Origin of the sequence: Camelimonas fluminis (assembly GCF_014656355.1) — a bacterium.
GTDB classification, from domain to species: Bacteria; Pseudomonadota; Alphaproteobacteria; order Rhizobiales; family Beijerinckiaceae; genus Camelimonas; species Camelimonas fluminis.
On sequence record NZ_BNCG01000006.1, the window covers coordinates 144,415 to 162,786 of the forward strand.

Genomic DNA, 18,372 nt, shown 5'->3' on the forward strand with positions numbered 1-18,372 from the left:
GCAGCCGGAAGGAGACAGGCATGGGTATGGGCATGGCTGGCGGAACGGGCGGCGGCGCGCGGCGTCGTCGCGGGGCGCGCAAAAGCGCCGGTTTCGCCGACATCAACATGACGCCGTTCATCGACGTGGTGCTGGTGCTGCTGATCGTCTTCATGGTCGCCGCACCGATGATGGCGACCGGCGTGCCGCTGGATCTGCCGCAAAGCTCCGCCGCGCCGCTCAACATGGAGCAGAAGCCGGTGACCGTGTCGGTCGACGACCAGGGACGCATCTTCATCGAGGACCGGCAGTTGTCCGACGACACGCTGGTTCCAGCCCTGCGCGAGGCGGCGAAGTCCGGCCCGGAAGAGCGCATCTATCTGCGGGGCTCGAAGAAAGTGGACTACGGCCGCATCGCCCAGGTGATGGGACTGATCACCGCTGGCGGCTTCAAGAAGGTCGCGCTTGTCACCGAGCCGGACCAGAAGGGCTGAGCGGGGCTGATGAATTTCCGTTGGTCCAGACAGGAACCAGGGCTGCTGCTTTCGGCGCTCGGTCACGCCGGCCTGCTGGTCGCGGCGCTGATTGCGCTCGCCTCAGCGCCGCGCTTCGAGGAGCAGATGGAGGCGGTGCCTGTCGAGGTGATCACGGATAGCCAACTGCGCGCCATGACGCGTGGCGAAAAAACGTCGAAGGACGTTTCGGAAAAGCCGACCCTGCGCGCGGAAAAGCAGGCTGAGGTGCGCGACGTGAAGCCGGATTCGGCCAATGACCGCCAGGACGCGCCGGCCCCGCCGTCACGACCGCGCGATCTGGCGCAGGCTGAGGAGAACACGCCGCCGCCGGCCGCCGCCGAGAAGCCGGAGCCCAGGCCTGAACCGAAGCCCGAGCCAAAGCCTGAGCCAAGACCCGAACCCAAGCCGGAGCCAAAGCCGGAGCCCAAACCGGAACCCGCGCCATTGCCGCCGCAGCGTCCTGAGCCGAGGCCGGAGCCCAAGCCCGAGCCGAAACCAGAACCAAAGCCAGAGCCAAAGCCGAAACCTGAGCCCAAACCGAAGCCGGAGCCCAAGCCCAGGCCGGAGCCCAGGCCCAGGCCAGAGCCGGAGGCCCCGGCGCGCCGTGATCTCGCCAGGCTGATCGAAGACAGCAAGCCAACGCCCAGGCCGGCCGAGAAGCCGGCGCAAAAACCGGCGGCCAAACCGGCGCCGGATGGCGAGAACTTCAATCCGACGGACATCCGCAAGCTGCTGGCCAGCCGCAACGCCAACCAGCGCACCGCCTCCACCGGGCCAGAGCTTAACCAGCGCTCGACGGCGGGCGCCCAGACGGGCACGGGACCGAAGCTGTCCATGTCGCAGCGCGATGCGTTGGGCGCCATGCTCAAGGAGCAACTGGCCAAATGCTGGTCGCCGCCGATGGGCTCCAATCCGGACCTGAAGCCGGACGTGCGCGTGGTGCTGGGGCCAGACGGCGCGGTGATTGGCCAGCCGGTGGTGGCGAACAGTTCTTCCGATCCGGGCTTCCGCGCCATGGCGGACAGCGCCGTGCGCGCCGTGCGCATGTGCGCGCCGTTCCGGGTGCCGCAGCAGTTCGCGCCATTCTACAATGACTGGCGCAATTTCCGGATTGTCTTCGACGCCCGGGAGTTTCTGGGATGAGATCTGAAACGATGATGTTCGGGCGGAGCGTTGCAACCGACATGGTTTTGCCATCTGCGCCAGGCAAAAGTTTCCCGGTATGGGAACTGGCGGGGTTTGTGGATCTGATGACGTCGCATGCGGCGGTCACGCCCATGACGGATATTCAGGTTCGCCGCGCCGGGCTGCAAGAATTAAACAAGTCCGATAATGACCACCTCAATGAACGCCGGAAGCATCATGGCCACTGATCACCTGTTTCGCCGCGTCGCCAGATCCGCAGGCCTTGTCCTGCCGTCAGCCGGCGCCGGGGATGGTCTTGTTGATCCTGGCCGGCGCGCCCTGCTCAGGGGCGGCGTCGCGGCTGGCGGTCTTGCGGCGGTGAGCGCCGTCACCACGTGGGCGCAGCCCGCGCGGGCCGAAATCTCCATTACCCTCGATCGCGCCAATTTCCAGCCGCTGCCCATCGCCATCGCCGATTTCGGCGGCGATCCGGATCTGGGCGCGCGCATCGCCGGCGTTGTCGCCGCTGACCTGAAGCGTTGCGGTTATTTCGCGCCTCTCGATCGCGGCGCCTTCCCGCCCGGGCCGATTGAGTTTGACGCGGTGCCGGCCTTCCAGGCCTGGCAGGCCATCAACGCCCAGGCCCTGGCCACCGGCCGCGTCAGCCGCGACGGCGGCCGACTGCGCACCGCGTATCGCCTTTGGGACGTCAGCGCCGGCCAGCAGATGACCGGCCAGCAGTTCGTGACCGACGCCAACAACTGGCGCCGGGTCGGCCACATCATCGCCGATTCGATCCTGTCGCGCCTTACCGGCCTCAAGGGCATGTTCGACGCCCGCATCGTTTACGTGGACGAGAGCGGACCGCGCGACCAGCGTCGCAAACGCCTCGCCCTCATGGACACCGACGGCGCCAACATGCGTTTTCTGACGCGCGGCGAGGAGAGCGTGGTGACGCCGCGGTTCGCGCCCAATTCGGCCGATGTGACCTACATGTCCCAGGCGCGCGGTTCGCAGCCGCGCGTGCAGGTGCTGAACATCGACACCGGGCAGCGCCAGATGGTCGGCAACTTCCCCGACATGACCTCCAGCCCGCGCTTCTCGCCGAACGGCCAGAGCATCGTGCTGAGCCTGCAGCAGGGCGGCAACGCCAACATCTATCTGATGAACCTTGGCTCGCGCACCACCACGCGCCTGACCAGCGCCAGCGCCATCGACACCTCGCCGTCGTTCTCGCCGGACGGTTCGCGCATCGCCTTCGAGAGCGATCGCGGCGGCGGCCAGCAGATCTACGTCATGCCGGCGTCGGGCGGCGACGCCCAGCGCATTTCGTTCGGCGAGGGGCGCTACAGCCAGCCGGTGTGGTCCCCGCGCGGTGATTTCATCGCCTTTACCCGCCAGAAGGCCGGCATGTTCGCCATCGGCGTGATGAAGCCGGATGGCTCAGGCGAGCGCATCCTGACGGAAGGCTTCCACAATGAGGGGCCGACCTGGGCGCCGAACGGCCAGTTCCTGATGTTCTTCCGTGATCCGGGCGGCGAAGGCGGCAGCAAGCTGTACATGACGGACATCACGGGCCGCGTCGAGGCGCCGATCCGCACCTCCGGCTTCGCATCGGACCCGGGCTGGTCGCAGGTGCTGTCGGAGATGCGCTGATCCGTAGCCTGAGGCCGGCTTTCGCGGCCTTTAATCGGAATTTTACCACATCGCTGGCTTTGTGAACGCTGATATGACGGCGCGCGGCTGGCGCGGACATGTTGAGGCGAAAGCTTCCAGGAAGGATTGATGATGTCGGCAGCAGTTATGGGCAAGGCGGACGGGCGGATGGGCCGTCGCGCTGCGTTCGCGGTTGTGGCGATGGTTGCGGCGTTGTCTCTCGGCGCCTGCGCCAAGAACAATCAGGACGGCGTCAATGGCGGCGCCGGCGGATCCGGCGGCCGCTACGGCATGGGCGGCGCCGGCGCGCCGGGCAGCGCCCAGGACTTCGTGGTCAACGTGGGCGACCGTGTGTTCTTCGAAGTGGACAGCACGTCCCTGACGCCCCAGGCCGTCGCCACGCTTGACCGTCAGGCGGCCTGGCTGGCCCGCTATCCGCGTTACACCTTCATTGTCGAGGGTCACGCTGACGAGCGCGGCACGCGTGAATACAACTATTCGCTCGGCGCCCGCCGCGCCCAGTCGGTGCGCGATTATCTGGTCTCACGCGGCGTCGCTTCCTCGCGCATGCGCACGATCTCCTATGGCAAGGAGCGCCCCGTCGCGGTCTGCAACGACATCTCCTGCTGGTCGCAGAACCGCCGCAGCGTCATCGTGCTGGACGGCGCCGGTTCCTGAGCGACCGGGAACGCGCCGCTCCTGAACGGATCCTGATCCGGAAGGGAATGGCGCGGCCTCCGGGATCGCAATTCCCTCCCGCATGACAGCGAAACGACAGGCCGACATGACATTGCCATTGCCAAAGTTTGCCGTTGCTTCACGGGTCGCCGCGCTCTTCGGCGGACTGGCCCTGACGGCGATGCTCGCCGTGCTGCCGGCCTCGCTGGCGCGGGCCCAGGACGCCGCCGACATTGTGGTGCGCATGGGCCAGCTTGAGGAGCAGGTGCGGACCATGTCCGGCCGCATCGAGCAACTGCAGTTCGAGAACCGCCGGCTCAATGAACAGCTTCGCAAATTCCAGCAGGACATCGAGTTCCGCCTGCAGGAAAAATCCGGCGGCGGAGGCGGCGGCGCCTCTCCGGCGCCATCGACGTCGCCAGGCCGTGAGCGGCGCGGCGACGCCGGCGCGGGCGTTTCACCCGGCGGCCCGTCCCAGGTCGCCGGCCAGACCGGGGCGGGAGGCGCCGCCGGCGGCGACGCTTTCGAGAATGCCCGCGGCCAGTTCCAGCAGCGCCAGTATGCGGCCGCTGAAATGGGCTTCCGGCAGTTTCTTCAGGCCAATCCCCGTGACCGGCGCGCGCCGGAAGCCATCTACTGGCTGGGTGAAAGCTATTTCCAGCGCCAGCAATATAGTGAGGCGGCCGAACAGTTCCTGAAGATCTCGACCGAATACGCCAAATCGGCGCGCGGTCCGGATGCGCTGGTGAAGCTGGGCATGTCGCTGTCGCGGCTCAACGCCAAACAGGAAGCCTGCGCCACCCTGTCGGAAGTGCTGCGCAAATATCCCAACGCTTCGGTTGACGTGCGTTCGGCCGTGGAGCGCGAACGGCGCCGCACAAAATGCTGAACTGTCGATGAGGCGCGGTGATCCATTGTGGGAGGCGGGTTCCTTGCACGGGGATGACGACCAGCGCCAGAGCGCGGGCCCGAACGCCCGAAGCGTCCATGACGACGCCCCCGTAACCGCCGGCGAGGCGGATTTTTTGTTTTCCGGCCTTGCTGACGCCGCCGGCCTGCTGCTGGCGGTTTCCGGCGGGCCCGATTCCCTGGCGCTGCTGCATCTTGTGGCGGGTTGGCGGGCGGAAGGTCTGGCGCGCGGCGAACCGCGCCCGCCGGTGTCCGTCGCGGTTGTCGACCATGGTCTGCGTCCGGAGGCCGCCGACGAAGCCCGCATGGTGATGATGCGCGCGCGCGATGTGGGGCTGCCGGGCGCCATCCTGGTCTGGGCCGGCGACAAGCCGGCGAGCGGCGTGCAGGAAGCGGCGCGGACGGCGCGATATGAGTTGCTGTTCGCCCATGCCCGGCGTGTCGGCGCGTCGCATGTGCTGACCGCCCATCACGCCGACGATCTGGCCGAAACCATTCTGATGCGTCTGTGCGCTGGCTCCGGCCCCGGCGGTCTCGCCGGCATCGCCGCCCTGTCGCGGCGGGAGGGGTTGTGGTTGGCGCGGCCGCTGCTTTCGTTGACCAAGAGCCGTCTGGTCGCTGTCTGCGTCGCCGCCGGATGGGATTGGGCCGTCGATCCTGGCAACCTCGATCCGCGCAAGGGCAGGGGCAGGCTGCGTCGCCTTGCCAGCGAGCTGGCCGCGCTCGGGCTGAGCCGTGAACGGCTGTTGCGTCTTGGCGCCCGCGCCGCCCGCGCCGACGCGGCGCTGGAACAGGCGGTGGACCTGGCCCTGGCGGGCGCCGATGTGCGGACGAGCGGGGGGGATTTCAGCGTCGACATGCGCCGGCTGGCGGAACAACCGGCCGAGATCGCGGTGCGGGCGCTGGGGCGGCTGCTGGCCGGCGCCCGGCCTGCGGACGCCGCGCCGCTGCGCCTGGAGCGTCTGGAGCGGGCGACGGAGCGGCTGGTCGCCGCCGCTGACGCCGGCCGTCCTGAAACGCTGACCCTGGGAGGGCTTGCCTTGCGGCTCGACCGCCACGGCCTCTGTCGCGGCGGCGCGGAGCCGCCGCGGAGGACGCGCCCCGTCGCCTGACCGCTGCGGGCAGGACGCGCCGGTCAGGGGCGTCGGCCGGAATTGGCGTCAGGCCCTGTCAGGAAAGCCGCCGGCCTGCGGCATAACCGCCTCGCCCGCCCCAAACAGGGCGTTTTTTGCGTCTACAAGGCCGGCAACTCAATTCATCCCCCCACTTCCGGCAGGCTCCATTGATGGCGCGACCTTGGCAACAGGTCGCTTCAAGCCTAAATATGGGGCTGGTTGAGATCCTTATGGCGCGCGGCAGCCCGCTGGACCAGGACATATAATTCAAGATGAACCCCAATTTCAGGAACTTCGCCCTCTGGGTCATCATTTTTCTGCTGGTGCTGGCGCTGGTCTCCCTGTTCCAGAGCCCCGGGCAGCGCGGCGGTTCGTCTGATATTCCTTACTCGCAACTGCTGCAGGACGCCGACAATGGCCGCGTCACCAGCGTGTTGATCTCCGGGCAGGAAATCACCGGAACCTATACGGACGGACGCGCCTTCAAAACTTACGCGCCATACGATCCGGGTCTCGTCAGCAAGCTGCAGCAGAAGAACGTGCAGATTTCCGCGCGTCCGCCGCAGTCCGACACGCCATGGTTCATCGCGCTGCTGATCAACTGGTTGCCGATCCTCGTCTTCATTGGCGCGTGGATTTTCCTGTCGCGGCAAATGCAGAGCGGCGCGGGGCGCGCCATGGGCTTCGGCAAGTCGAAGGCCAAGCTGCTGACGGAAGCGCATGGCCGCGTCACCTTCGAGGACGTGGCCGGCGTTGAGGAAGCCAAGGACGACCTGCAGGAGATCGTGGAGTTCCTGCGTGATCCGCAGAAATTCCAGCGCCTCGGCGGCCGCATTCCACGCGGCGTGCTGCTGGTCGGCCCGCCCGGCACCGGCAAGACGCTGATCGCCCGCGCCGTCGCCGGCGAGGCCAACGTGCCGTTCTTCACCATTTCCGGCTCGGACTTCGTTGAGATGTTCGTGGGCGTCGGCGCCAGCCGCGTGCGCGACATGTTCGAACAGGCGAAGAAGAACTCGCCGTGCATCATCTTCATCGACGAGATTGACGCGGTTGGCCGTCATCGCGGCGCCGGACTTGGCGGCGGCAATGACGAGCGCGAGCAGACCCTGAACCAGCTGCTGGTGGAGATGGATGGCTTCGAGGCGAACGAAGGCGTCATCATTATCGCCGCCACCAACCGCCCCGACGTGCTGGATCCGGCGCTGTTGCGTCCAGGCCGTTTCGACCGCCAGATCGTCGTGCCAAACCCGGATGTGGTTGGTCGCGAGCGCATCCTGCGCGTCCACGTCCGCAAGGTGCCGCTGGCGCCGGACGTCGACCTGCGCACCATGGCGCGCGGCACCCCAGGCTTCTCCGGCGCCGACCTGATGAATCTGGTCAATGAGGCGGCGCTGCTGGCGGCGCGGCGCGGCAAGCGCATCGTCACCATGCAGGAATTTGAGGACGCCAAGGACAAGGTGATGATGGGCGCCGAGCGCCGCACCCTGGTGATGACCGAGGACGAGAAGCGTCTGACGGCCTATCACGAGGCGGGTCACGCCGTCGTCGCCCTCAATGTCCCCGCCACCGATCCGGTGCACAAGGCGACCATCATTCCGCGCGGCCGCGCCCTCGGCATGGTCATGCAGTTGCCGGAGCGCGACAAGCTCTCCATGAGCTACGAGCAGATGACCTCGCGTCTCGCCATCATGATGGGCGGGCGCGTGGCCGAGGAGCTGATCTTCGGGCCGGCCAAGGTCACCTCCGGTGCCGCTTCTGATATCCAGCAGGCGACCAAGCTGGCGCGGGCCATGGTCACGCAATGGGGCTTCTCCGACGAGCTCGGCGCCGTGATGTACGGCGACGAGGGCGGCGAGGTGTTCCTCGGCTACTCCATGGGCAAGCAGCAGACCTTGTCCGAGGCGACGGCGCAGAAGATCGACGCGGAAATCCGCCGTCTGGTGGAGGAAGGCCTGTCTGAAGCCCGCCGCATCCTCACCGAGCGCCACGACGATCTGGAGGCGCTGGCGCGCGGGCTGCTTGAGTATGAGACGCTCTCCGGCGAGGAGATCCGCGGCCTGCTCGACGGCAAGCCGCCGGTGCGCGACGCGGGCAGCGAGCCGCCGCCCAGCCGCGGCACGCTGGTGCCGTCCGCCGGCCGGCATACGCCGCGCGGCGGCTCCGACGCCGGGCTTGAGCCGCAGCCTCAGGCCTGAGGCTGACGCCCTTCAAAAGCGCCTGTTTCAGATATTTCGCCCCGGTTCTCCAGAACCGGGGCGAATTTCGTCTGGCCTCTGGCCCCGCCGCTGCTGGCGCCGGGCGGCGCGTCGCCGATGCCGGTAACATCATGTTATGAATAGTGAATACATGATGCCGCGCGGTTGCTTGACGGGGCGTCGCGCGCGGCGCATGGGATACGGCGTGACAGGTGATTTGGGCTGGGCGGGACCGGCTGGGCCGTCCCATGACCCCCGCAGCGCGCTGCGGCGCCGTTTCACCGTCGCGCCGGCTTCCCGTTTGCCGGGAGGTCCGGCAATTTTTTGGCCGCAGTGAAATAAAGCGTCGTCGTTTTTTTGCGGAAACTGCCCTGAGGCACAGGACATATGACAAGAAGCTACTTCGGCACGGATGGTATTCGCGGTCGCGCCAACGCCGTCATCACGCCAGAACTGGCGTTGAAGGTGGGGCAGGCGGCGGGCCTGGTGTTCCGCCGCGGCGATCACCGCAACCGGGTGATCATCGGTAAAGACACGCGGCTGTCGGGCTACATGATCGAAACAGCGATGATCGCCGGTTTCACCTCCGTTGGCATCGACGTCCTGCAGCTTGGCCCGATGCCGACGCCGGCGGTGGCGATGCTGACGCGTTCCATGCGTTGCGACATGGGCGTGATGATCTCGGCCTCGCACAATCCTTACGAAGACAATGGCATCAAGCTGTTCGGGCCGGACGGCTACAAGCTGTCCGACGAGGTCGAGAAGCAGATCGAGGAGCTGATCGACGGCGATCTGGCGCTGCGTCTCGCCAGTTCCGCCGATCTTGGCCGGGCGAAGCGCATCGATAGCGTCCATGCCCGCTACGTCGAGTTCGCCAAGCGGACCCTGCCGCGCGATGTCGATTTCGACGGTATGCGCGTGGTGGTCGACTGCGCCAATGGCGCCGGCTATCGCGTGGCGCCGGAGGCGCTGTGGGAACTCGGCGCGGAGGTCATCTCCCTTGGCGTCGAGCCGGACGGCACCAATATCAACCGCGACGTCGGCTCCACCTCGCCGGAAGCGCTGATCCGCAAGGTGCACGAAGTGCGGGCCGACGTGGGCATCGCCCTCGACGGCGACGCCGACCGGGTGATCATTGTCGATGAAAAGGGCCAGGTGGTCGACGGCGACCAGCTGATGGCGGTGATCGGCCGTAGCTGGAAGGAAGCCGAGCTGCTGAGCAAGCCGGCGATCGTCGCCACCATCATGTCCAATCTGGGGCTTGAGAAATATCTCTCAGGCCTGGGCCTCGGCCTTGAGCGCACGGCGGTGGGCGACCGCTATGTGCTCGAGCACATGCGCCGCAACGGCTACAATGTCGGCGGCGAGCAGTCCGGTCACATCATCCTGTCTGACTACGCCACCACCGGCGACGGGCTGTTGTCGGCGTTGCAGATCCTGTCCGTGGTTCAGCGCGCTGGCCGGCCGGTCAGTGAGGTTTGCCGGGCGTTCGAGCCGTTCCCCCAGGTCCTGAAGAACTACCGTTATACGCGCGGCGCCGCCCCGTCCGTCGAGAGCGTCGACGCCATCGTCGATGCGGCGCGCGACCGGCTCGGCAAGAATGGCCGCCTGGTGGTGCGTCCCTCGGGCACCGAGCCGGTGATCCGCGTGATGGGCGAGGGCGACAACCTTGATGTGGTCACCCAGGTTGTGGACGACGTCATTGCCGAGATCGGCAAGATCGGCCGGGCGGCGGCCTGAATTTCAACGTCAGTTAGCTGGATCTGACGCGGGCGATCTGTACAGGTCGCCCGCGTTGCTTTTTTAACTTGCTGGTTCGATGGCATTTTCCGGGTGGAAACGGCGTCGCCTCCGGCTGGAGAGCCGCCCCCGGGGCGCCCCCGCCTGCCTGGGCGGGGCCGGACGCCCTGTCGCGACAGTTCATTAACCATCTTCATTAAGGTTAAGCGGCCATTAACGGTTGCCTGCGAATTTGGCGCCAGAGCAGGCGGCGTCCAGGGGCGAATCGCGACGGCGATCCGGTCTGGAGGCGACAGCTGGCTTGAACTGCAGGTTTGGAATGTTGCGTTTGCGCGGGGCGGCCCAGCCCGCCGCGCAAACGCAACATTCTCAAGAACGTCGGCGACCTACGGCGGTGCGCGACGCGACAGGGACGGCGGGACGATGTTCACTTCGGCGCTCACTTCGGGGTTTGGTCGGGCTTCGGGCCAGGCGCGCAGTCTGGCGTTTGGCCTTGCCGCGGGCTGTCTCGCCAGCATGGCGCCGGCGCTGGCGGCGGATATGCTGCCCGATCTTCCGCCAATGGAGCCGGAAAAGCCGCTGGTTGCTGGCGGCGGCTGGTATCTGCGCGGCGACGTAGGGGTGGGGCTCGGCCTGCGAGGCTCCCGCAACGCGATTCCTCTGGCTTACGCCGCGCCCGGCGGCGCGACTCCTGTCGATGCGGCCATCGCGCGCGCGCGCATTGATCATGGCTGGTCGGCTGGCGGCGGTGTCGGCTACCGCATCGGGCCGTCCCTGCGCGTTGACGTGACGGCCACGGCCCTGTCCGGCGTGCGGCTGCACGGCGCCGGCGTTGACAGCGCCTTTGCTTCCGGCGCCAGCCAGTCGGTCGGCTATTACAGCGCCGGAACCCGCTCCAACGTCGCCCTGGCCAATGTCTACTGGGACATCCTGAACTGGAACGGCCTGACGCCCTATGTGGGCGCTGGCGTCGGCGTGGCCTGGAACCGCCTCTACAAGGTCGGCCGTTTCGAGCAGGCGCAGCCGCTGGCCCCGGCGACAGACATCATTGCTGCGCGCCATGGCTCGCACGCCAGCGCCGCCTTCGCGCTGTACGCCGGCGTCGCCTATGAGATCGCCCCCGGCGTCTCGGCTGATCTTGGCTACCGCTACATGCGGCTGGGCAACGCCAACAGCGGCCGCGCCATCTGCGACGACGGTTTCGCCTGCCTCGCCGCCACGCCGCTGCGCGTCAAGACGCTGGAAAGCCATGAGGTGACCCTTGGCGTGCGGTGGGAGTTGGGGGCGCTGTAAAGGCGTATACCGAAACGTACGTTGTGGCGTCCGCGCGGCTGCGCGCGCCGCCCGTCAGCCCTGGCCTCATGAGCTCACAATGAGCTCACATGGGGCTTTTTCATGAGGGGCTGGCGCGGCCCGTTCTGTCATGATGCGCGCCACACGTCTGGCGAACCTCGCGGAGTGTGGACGTTGGCCTGGATTGGCCGCGCGCCGGCGGACAGACAAACGGCGTCCCGCTCCGGGTTCGCTGTGTCGCCAATCAGTAATATTCCACCATATCAAATAATGTATGATTGCTGTTATCCATTGGTGGCCTGCCGGCAGGGCGGTTGAAAAATCCCGACCGTCGTTCGCGGGACCTGGCATTGAATTTCGCCAATACAAAAATTCGACATAATTACAGAATGTAAGAAAAGCTTATTTCGGCGCGAATACAATTACGTCGCCGCCGTTATATGAATTTATCGTTTATATTCATTCATATTGATAAGTGGTCATATGCGATTCATCGGTTCGGCCGTCCGGTATTGCGCCATGCCGTCCGTGCGTCTGGCGGCGTGTGTCGGCGTCATCATGTACCTGTCCTATGCCTGGGGGCACGCGGCGTGGAGCAATCTGGCGCTGGTGAGCGTTTCGGTGATCGTGTGCCTGCTGCTTCCTGCTTACTCGCGCGTAAGCAACCGGGTGGAAGAACTGGTCAATCATCGCTGGGCGGTTGTTACGTTCGGCCGTCTCGGCAGATTTGCGGCGCAGTATCTGTTTAACGTGGCGGTGTTTGGCGCTTTTCTGGCTGGCGGCGTTGTTCCCGACGCCGGGTTCCGCGGGCTGGGCGGCGTTGCAGGCGCGGCGCTGCTGACCACGCTTGCCTCCCAGGGCGTGCAATACATGGCGCTGGCGCTCTACAATCGCGGCGTCGGCGATCAGAACCGCAATGTGCTGGCCGCGCTGTCCATCAATATCGTCGCGACGGCGTTATCGACCACCGGAGCGCCGCTGTTCCGTCACGTGATGGTGATCATGGGGTGCGGGTTTGGCGGGCTGGTTTTCGGACTTGGCGTCCTGTCGGACCTCCGGGGCCACTGGTTTCCGCGTCGCGGGATCGGCGTCTTTTTCGGCACGTTCAACCCGTTTCATGTCACGCATGTCGACATCATTCGTCAGGCGCTGGACGGGCGCGGCCTGGCGAAAGTCATTGTTCACCCGACAGTGGTTCCGAGACTCCATGCCCGGGCGCTGGAAAAGGGCGAAATCGCCATCATCGGCAATGACGGCGGCCTTGATGTCATGGAGCGGACAGCGAAGGCCGACGCGCATGTCAATTATTTCCCCACCGGCAAACGGTTTTATCCGCCGCAGACCCGGCGCGCGCTGATCGCGATTGCCCTGGCCGAGGCCGGGCTGGCCGGCAGGGTCGAGGTGCTGTGGCTGCCGGAGGTGTATCGGGATCATGGCTTTCATGGCGTGATCGCCCGCATTCGCAAGCTGCACCCCGGCGTCCCGCTGCACGGGCTGCACGGCAGCGATCTGGGCGGCATGTGGGTGCGGAGCATCTATGATGAATGCGGCTGGATCTATCCCATGCCGGTGCGCCGGCGGAACAACGTTTCGGCGACGGCGATCCGCAACGGCGCGGCTGGCATGACGACGCCGGTCGTTGGCGAAGTCATCGCCCGTCTGCGCGAGGGCGTCGCCAGCTTCGCCACTGCTGGCGTGACGTTCCAGAACAGCAACGGCCTGTTGAGCGTGAGGGACAGGCATGATGCGTGAAAACAGCGGGTTCTCCCTGAAGATTGCGTCGTCGTTCGAAGACTACATGAAGGTGGTCGCCGTCAGGTCCATTGTCTATCTGGCCGGGCAGGCATGTCCATGGAGCGAAGAGTTCGATGGCAATGACCACGCGGCGACGCAGATTCTCGGCCTGCTTGACGGCGAGCCGGTGGCGACGGCGCGTATCCGCTGGTTCGCCGGGTTCGCCAAGCTGGAGCGCCTGGCGTTGCGGCCGGAGGCGCGAGGAAGCGGCCATGGCGACGATCTGCTGCGCTTCATGATCGCTATCAGCCAGCGCAAGGGGTTTTCCTGCCTGTATCTGCACGCTCAGGCCGGCCTCGTTCATTTCTACCGCGCCCATGGTTTCGTTCCGCACGGCGCACCCTTCACTTTTTCCGGCTACCATTATGTGGAGATGAAAGCGGTGCTGCCCCCCAGACCGGATGAATTGCGCCTCGACGACGGCCCGCACGTGCTCAACCGGCCGGAAGGCGACTGGAACCGCCCCGGCGTTCTGGAGATCTCGGCCGGCCGTCCGCCGGCGCCGCGCCAGCCAGACAAGCCGCGCGCCTGATCCCGAGCCCGGCGTCACGCTGCCCGTTGTCGGGTTCCGGTGGATTCCGCTTGCGCGCCCTTCTCATCAGGCGTACGCCCGTTGGCGGGACACTTCCCCCCAACGGGAAGCGCCCATCTGTGAGGATGGATGATATGACGACAAAGCCCGCCACCCGGCCCGCACGGCCGGAGTTTTCGTCTGGCCCGTGCGCCAAGCGTCCCGGCTGGAGCCTGGAAGGGCTCGCCGACACGCCGTTTGGCCGCTCGCATCGCGCCAAGGTCGGCAAGGACAAGTTGAAGCTTGCCATCGACCTGACCCGCGAGGTGCTGGAGGTTCCCGCCGATTACCGCATCGGCATTGTGCCGGCCTCCGACACCGGCGCCGTCGAGATGGCGCTGTGGTCGTTGCTGGGCGCTCGCCCGGTCGACATGCTGGCCTGGGAAAGCTTCGGCGAGGGTTGGGTCACCGACGTCGTCAAGCAGCTCAAGCTTGATGCGCGCATTTTTAACGCCCCTTACGGCGAACTGCCCGACTTCGCCCAGGTCGACGTCGCCAATCGCGACGTGGTGTTCACCTGGAATGGCACCACTTCCGGCGTTCGCGTCGCCAATGCGGACTGGATTCCGGCTGACCGCCAGGGCCTGACCATCTGCGACGCCACCTCGGCCGCCTTCGCCCAGCGCCTCGACTTCAGCAAGCTCGACGTCGTCACCTTCTCCTGGCAGAAGGTGCTGGGCGGCGAGGGCGCGCACGGCATGCTGATCCTGTCGCCGCGCGCCGTGGAGCGACTGGAGAGCTATACGCCGGCGTGGCCCATGCCGAAGATCTTCCGCATGACCTCGAAGGGCAAGATTTCGGAAGGCATCTTCAAGGGCGAGACCATCAACACGCCGTCGATGCTGTGCGTCGAGGATTATATCGACGCCCTGCAATGGGCGAAGGCTGTGGGCGGCCTCGACGGCCTCGTCGGCCGCGCTGACGCCAACGCCAAGACGCTGAACGACTGGATCGATAGCCGCGACTGGATCGCCAATCTGGCGGTGAAGCCGGAGACCCGCTCGAACACCAGCGTCTGCCTGGTGATCTCCGATGCGGACGTGCTGGCGAAGGGCGCCGAGGCTGGCGCCGCCGTGGCCAAGGGCATCGCCTCCCGGCTTGAGGCCGAGGGCGTGGCCTATGACATCGGCTCTTATCGCGACGCCCCTCCTGGCCTGCGCATCTGGTGCGGCGCCACGGTGGAGGCTGCCGATGTGGCGGCCCTGACCCAGTGGCTCGACTGGGCCTTCGCTGAGGAAAAAGCGAAGCTCGGCTGATGCGCTTTTCGTGAAGATGCTCCAGGGCAAATCTCTCAAGTGTGGATTTTGCTCTGGATCCGGCTTTTCACGGCGCGGGAGCCGCTCCCGCGTCGCCATGGTCGCCGCAACCAGAACGGCGGCCGCTTCTCCCGATATAACCGCGCCGCTGCCGGCAGCGTTTGTCCCGGCCGTGCGCGACGATGATCCCATGAAGGTGATCTCATGACCGCCAGAGCGCCCCGCGTCCTGATTTCGGACGCCCTTTCTCCCGCTGCTGTCCAGATTTTCCGCGATCGCGGCGTCGACGTGGATTTCCAGCCAGACCTTGGCAAGGACAAGGACAAGCTCGCCGCCATTATCGGCGACTACGATGGCCTCGCCATTCGCTCCGCCACCAAGGTGACGGCGAAAATTCTTGAGAACGCGAAGAACCTCAAGGTGATCGGTCGCGCCGGCATCGGCGTCGACAACGTCGACATTCCGGCTGCGTCGTCGCGCGGCGTCATCGTGATGAACACGCCGTTCGGCAATTCCATCACCACCGCCGAGCACGCCATCGCCCTGATGTTCGCGCTGGCGCGTGAGATCCCTGCCGCTGACGCCTCCACCCAGGCCGGCAAATGGGAGAAGAACCGCTTCATGGGCGTCGAGATCACCGGCAAGACGCTGGGCGTGATCGGCTGCGGGAATATCGGCGCCATCGTCGCCGAACGCGGCGTCGGCCTGCGCATGAAGGTGATCGCATACGATCCGTTCCTGTCGCCCGAACGGGCTCTGGATCTCGGCGTGGAGAAGGTGGAGCTGGACGAACTGCTGCAGCGGGCTGACTTCATCACCCTGCACACGCCGCTCACCGACAAGACCCGCAACATCCTGTCGGCCGAATCCCTCGCGAAGGCAAAGAAGGGCGTGCGCATCATCAACTGCGCCCGCGGCGGCCTGGTGGATGAGGCGGCCCTGCGCGCCGCCCTCGACAGCGGCCACGTGGCTGGCGCCGCCTTTGACGTGTTCGTTGAGGAGCCGGCAAAGGACAACGTGCTGTTCGGCCATCCGAACGTGGTGTGCACGCCGCACCTCGGCGCCGCCACCACCGAAGCCCAGGAAAACGTCGCCCTGCAGGTGGCCGAGCAGATGTCCGACTATCTGCTGCGCGGCGCCATCCAGAACGCCGTCAATTTCCCGTCGATCACCGCCGAGGAAGCGCCAAAGCTGAAGCCGTTCATCGAGCTCGCCGAGAAGCTGGGCTCCTTCGCCGGCCAGCTCACCGAAACCGGCCTGAAAAGCGTGCACATCACCTATGAAGGCGCCGTGGCCGGGCTGAAGGTGAAGGCGCTCACCGCCTCCGCCATCGCCGGCCTGCTGCGGCCGATGCTGCAGGACGTCAATGTGGTGTCGGCGCCCTCCATCGCCCGCGAGCGCGGCGTGGTGATTGAGGAGACGATCCGTGAGGCGGAAGGCGAGTACGACGCGCTGATCACCCTCTCGGTGACCACGGACACCCAGACCCGGTCCGTCGCCGGCACGGTGTTCGCAGGCGGACGTCCGCGCATCGTCGCCATCAAGGAGATCAAGGTGGACGCCGAGCTGGCGCCGTCGATGCTTTACGTGTCCAATGAGGACAAGCCAGGCTTCATTGGCCGGTTCGCCAGCATCCTTGGCGAGGCGGGCGTCAATATCGCCACCTTCGCCCTCGGCCGCGACCGGCCCGGCGGTTCGGCTATCGCTCTGGTCGAGGTCGATGGCGTCGTGCCGGAGAAGGCGATTGCGGCGGTGAAGGACATTGCGGGCGTCAAGCAGGTGAAGTCGCTCAACTTCGCGTAAACAGGCCGCCGGACGGCGATGATCTGGTGATCGTCGTCATGACGCCCTGAATTTGTCGCCGCCGCAACCGGATTGCGGCGGCATTTTTTATGAATACACGATCAAAATATCTGCGGTTCAGGTTTCTGCATCAGGAACTTCTGAAAGAGCAGGCGGGCGCCCATATGCGGTCCACCCCGGTGATGGTCGCCATATGCCTGTCAGCAGGCGTCGCCAGGCTTGCGCGTTTCGTCCGGCTACGATTGCCTGATGGCCAGGAGGGGGGCTGGGCAGGGCGCCGGACCGGGGCGCCAGGTCAGGATCGCCAGGTCATCTCCGGTTCACACGTATGCGGGCCGTCGCGCTGAATGTTGATCCAGCTTTATTGTTTTGAGACAATGTCGTATTATGTAAATATTTTATATATATCACGTGCACAAAATGATTATTGTCAAAATATCTGGATGTTTACTCCTCCTGTTGGCTCCCGTGCTCCTGATGGGGCGGATGGTTCTTGAAGAGACTGGCGTGAACGCTCCGATGGTTGCGCCTGTGGTCGCGCCTCCATGCGGCAACGCCAGCCGTCAGGAACTGTCCGGGGCGCTGGCGTCCGGTGGCGATCACGTCCCCAAGGCTGGTGAGAGCTTTGGCGGGGCGCCTGCCTGCAAGGTGGATCTGGAGCAGGCGCGTCAGGACGGCCTGCCCCTGTTTCCTGATGCGGCCCTTCGTTAGAGCATTTTCACGAAAAGTGGAGTGCGATTTTCTTGAAGAAACTGCGTTAAATCAAACAGATGGAGCAGTATTGGCGGGCTGGTTCTCACCGGAGTGCTCTCACGTGCTCCGGCAAGCCCGGGGCCATGCTCCGTCAGGAAAACGCGCCAGTCCGGCGGAACGGAGGCAGGCTCAGTCCCGGTCCGGGCGGCTGTCGGTTGAGGGTCAGTCGCGATAGCCGGGGTTGTGACGGTCCAGCTTGCGCAGCAGCGCCGGCCAGGCGAGGCGGTCGGCCACTTTCATCAGGCCATTGGGGGAAGACCCGACTTCGGCGTTCTTCTCGATGACCTGTTCCTCGGTTGGATAGATGGCGCTGCCCATGGCGAAGGTGCGCACCTGCATGGAGCAGGCCCGCTCCAGGTAGTACATGCGCATGAAGGCGGTCGCCACGGTCTTGCCGACGGTGAGGGTGCCATGGTTGCGCAGCAGCATCAGGTTCTTGTCGCCAAGGTCGCGCTGCAGGCGCGGGCGCTCGTCCAGATCAAGCGCGACGCCCTCGTAATCGTGATAGGCGAGATCGTCGGAGATCAGCTGCGCCGTCTGGTTGAGCGGCTGCAGGCCGAGCGAGGTGGAAGCGACCGCGGTGCCATCCAGCGTGTGCAGGTGCATGACGCACTGGGCATCCTCCCGCACCTCATGCACGGCCGAATGGATGGTGAAGCCGGCCGGATTGACCTTGTAGGGCGTTTCGCCCACCGGATTGCCGTCCAGGTCGATCTTTACCAGGCTTGAGGCGGTGATCTCATCGAACATCATGCCGTAAGGATTGATGAGAAAGTGATGCTCCGGCCCAGGCACGCGCGCCGACAGGTGCGTGAACACCATGTCGTCCCAACCATACATGGCGACCAGCCGGTACGCGGCTGCGAGGTCGATGCGCACCTGGCGCTCGGCGTCGTTCATCTTGTCCAGGCTGACGACATTGGCCGCTGTCATGACGTTTCTCCCCGAATGTCTGCTCCGCCGGAACCGGGCGCTCTCCCGCCGGCGGTG

General features: G+C 65.8%; 15 protein-coding genes and 1 pseudogene. 15 read left to right on the top strand and 1 reads right to left on the bottom strand.

The window, feature by feature from the left end; all coding sequences use genetic code 11:
- Nucleotides 1-20: 20 nt before the first annotated feature.
- The 15 genes and pseudogenes from IE243_RS09785 to IE243_RS09855 all read left to right on the top strand — a co-directional run bounded on the left by IE243_RS09785 (nucleotide 21) and on the right by IE243_RS09855 (nucleotide 17,340).
- A complete protein-coding gene (locus IE243_RS09785) occupies nucleotides 21-473 on the top strand; it encodes an ExbD/TolR family protein (RefSeq protein ID WP_373301637.1) in 453 nt (150 codons plus the stop codon).
- 9 nt (nucleotides 474-482) lie between these two features.
- On the top strand, nucleotides 483-1,637 hold the full coding sequence (gene tolA / locus IE243_RS23760) for a cell envelope integrity protein TolA (protein WP_210319825.1): 1,155 nt from the start codon (nucleotides 483-485) through the stop codon (nucleotides 1,635-1,637).
- Entirely contained in the window at nucleotides 1,634-1,867 is a 234-nt protein-coding gene (locus IE243_RS09795) for a hypothetical protein (protein ID WP_191319160.1), read from the top strand. Before tolA ends, IE243_RS09795 begins: the two co-directional genes overlap by 4 nt.
- Nucleotides 1,857-3,275, top strand: coding sequence for a Tol-Pal system beta propeller repeat protein TolB (gene tolB / locus IE243_RS09800; RefSeq protein WP_191319161.1), 1,419 nt, complete (start codon nucleotides 1,857-1,859; stop codon nucleotides 3,273-3,275). The genes IE243_RS09795 and tolB overlap by 11 nt, the downstream gene beginning before the upstream one ends.
- A gap of 168 nt (nucleotides 3,276-3,443) precedes the next feature.
- On the top strand, nucleotides 3,444-3,953 hold the full coding sequence (gene pal, locus IE243_RS09805; protein ID WP_191319215.1) for a peptidoglycan-associated lipoprotein Pal: 510 nt from the start codon (nucleotides 3,444-3,446) through the stop codon (nucleotides 3,951-3,953).
- 82 nt (nucleotides 3,954-4,035) lie between these two features.
- Entirely contained in the window at nucleotides 4,036-4,842 is an 807-nt protein-coding gene (ybgF, locus tag IE243_RS09810) for a tol-pal system protein YbgF (protein WP_244643029.1), read from the top strand.
- Between the two features lie 43 nt (nucleotides 4,843-4,885).
- Nucleotides 4,886-5,974 (top strand): tRNA lysidine(34) synthetase TilS, encoded by a 1,089-nt coding sequence (gene tilS, locus IE243_RS09815; RefSeq protein ID WP_191319162.1) that lies wholly within the window; start codon nucleotides 4,886-4,888, stop codon nucleotides 5,972-5,974.
- 275 nt (nucleotides 5,975-6,249) lie between these two features.
- Nucleotides 6,250-8,172, top strand: a complete 1,923-nt coding sequence (gene ftsH / locus IE243_RS09820) for an ATP-dependent zinc metalloprotease FtsH (protein WP_191319163.1) — start codon at nucleotides 6,250-6,252, stop codon at nucleotides 8,170-8,172.
- A 387-nt stretch (nucleotides 8,173-8,559) separates the two neighbouring features.
- The gene (glmM, locus tag IE243_RS09825; protein WP_191319164.1) at nucleotides 8,560-9,912 is read left to right on the top strand and encodes a phosphoglucosamine mutase; all 1,353 of its coding nucleotides are present in this window, start codon (nucleotides 8,560-8,562) and stop codon (nucleotides 9,910-9,912) included.
- A gap of 561 nt (nucleotides 9,913-10,473) precedes the next feature.
- Nucleotides 10,474-11,085, top strand: a pseudogene (locus IE243_RS09830) (outer membrane protein); the annotation flags it as partial.
- A gap of 639 nt (nucleotides 11,086-11,724) precedes the next feature.
- Entirely contained in the window at nucleotides 11,725-12,957 is a 1,233-nt protein-coding gene (locus IE243_RS09835) for a nucleotidyl transferase family protein (RefSeq protein WP_191319166.1), read from the top strand.
- Nucleotides 12,950-13,531 (top strand): GNAT family N-acetyltransferase, encoded by a 582-nt coding sequence (locus IE243_RS09840; protein WP_194624589.1) that lies wholly within the window; start codon nucleotides 12,950-12,952, stop codon nucleotides 13,529-13,531. Before IE243_RS09835 ends, IE243_RS09840 begins: the two co-directional genes overlap by 8 nt.
- A gap of 134 nt (nucleotides 13,532-13,665) precedes the next feature.
- Entirely contained in the window at nucleotides 13,666-14,826 is a 1,161-nt protein-coding gene (locus IE243_RS09845) for a phosphoserine transaminase (RefSeq protein WP_191319168.1), read from the top strand.
- Nucleotides 14,827-15,030: 204 nt separating this feature from the next.
- Nucleotides 15,031-16,629: a phosphoglycerate dehydrogenase gene (serA, locus tag IE243_RS09850; protein ID WP_191319169.1), complete on the top strand. Its 1,599-nt coding sequence runs from the start codon at nucleotides 15,031-15,033 to the stop codon at nucleotides 16,627-16,629.
- A 507-nt stretch (nucleotides 16,630-17,136) separates the two neighbouring features.
- The gene (locus tag IE243_RS09855; protein ID WP_191319170.1) at nucleotides 17,137-17,340 is read left to right on the top strand and encodes a hypothetical protein; all 204 of its coding nucleotides are present in this window, start codon (nucleotides 17,137-17,139) and stop codon (nucleotides 17,338-17,340) included.
- A gap of 204 nt (nucleotides 17,341-17,544) precedes the next feature.
- On the opposite strand, the gene IE243_RS09860 is transcribed toward IE243_RS09855, so the two are convergent.
- The gene (locus IE243_RS09860) at nucleotides 17,545-18,315 is read right to left on the bottom strand and encodes a class II aldolase/adducin family protein (RefSeq protein WP_191319171.1); all 771 of its coding nucleotides are present in this window, start codon (nucleotides 18,313-18,315) and stop codon (nucleotides 17,545-17,547) included.
- Nucleotides 18,316-18,372 lie beyond the last annotated feature (57 nt).

What these genes read in the sequence shown, in the direction of transcription:
- IE243_RS09860 (WP_191319171.1), bottom strand. Translation starts at nt 18,315, where the DNA reads ATGACAGCGGCCAATGTCGTCAGCCTGGACAAGATGAACGACGCCGAG.
- ybgF (WP_244643029.1), top strand. Translation starts at nt 4,036, where the DNA reads ATGACAGCGAAACGACAGGCCGACATGACATTGCCATTGCCAAAGTTT.
- IE243_RS09785 (WP_373301637.1), top strand. Translation starts at nt 21, where the DNA reads ATGGGTATGGGCATGGCTGGCGGAACGGGCGGCGGCGCGCGGCGTCGT.
- tolB (WP_191319161.1), top strand. Translation starts at nt 1,857, where the DNA reads ATGGCCACTGATCACCTGTTTCGCCGCGTCGCCAGATCCGCAGGCCTT.
- tolA (WP_210319825.1), top strand. Translation starts at nt 483, where the DNA reads ATGAATTTCCGTTGGTCCAGACAGGAACCAGGGCTGCTGCTTTCGGCG.
- IE243_RS09835 (WP_191319166.1), top strand. Translation starts at nt 11,725, where the DNA reads ATGCCGTCCGTGCGTCTGGCGGCGTGTGTCGGCGTCATCATGTACCTG.
- pal (WP_191319215.1), top strand. Translation starts at nt 3,444, where the DNA reads ATGGGCCGTCGCGCTGCGTTCGCGGTTGTGGCGATGGTTGCGGCGTTG.
- IE243_RS09795 (WP_191319160.1), top strand. Translation starts at nt 1,634, where the DNA reads ATGAGATCTGAAACGATGATGTTCGGGCGGAGCGTTGCAACCGACATG.
- serA (WP_191319169.1), top strand. Translation starts at nt 15,031, where the DNA reads ATGACCGCCAGAGCGCCCCGCGTCCTGATTTCGGACGCCCTTTCTCCC.
- IE243_RS09840 (WP_194624589.1), top strand. Translation starts at nt 12,950, where the DNA reads ATGCGTGAAAACAGCGGGTTCTCCCTGAAGATTGCGTCGTCGTTCGAA.
- IE243_RS09845 (WP_191319168.1), top strand. Translation starts at nt 13,666, where the DNA reads ATGACGACAAAGCCCGCCACCCGGCCCGCACGGCCGGAGTTTTCGTCT.
- ftsH (WP_191319163.1), top strand. Translation starts at nt 6,250, where the DNA reads ATGAACCCCAATTTCAGGAACTTCGCCCTCTGGGTCATCATTTTTCTG.
- glmM (WP_191319164.1), top strand. Translation starts at nt 8,560, where the DNA reads ATGACAAGAAGCTACTTCGGCACGGATGGTATTCGCGGTCGCGCCAAC.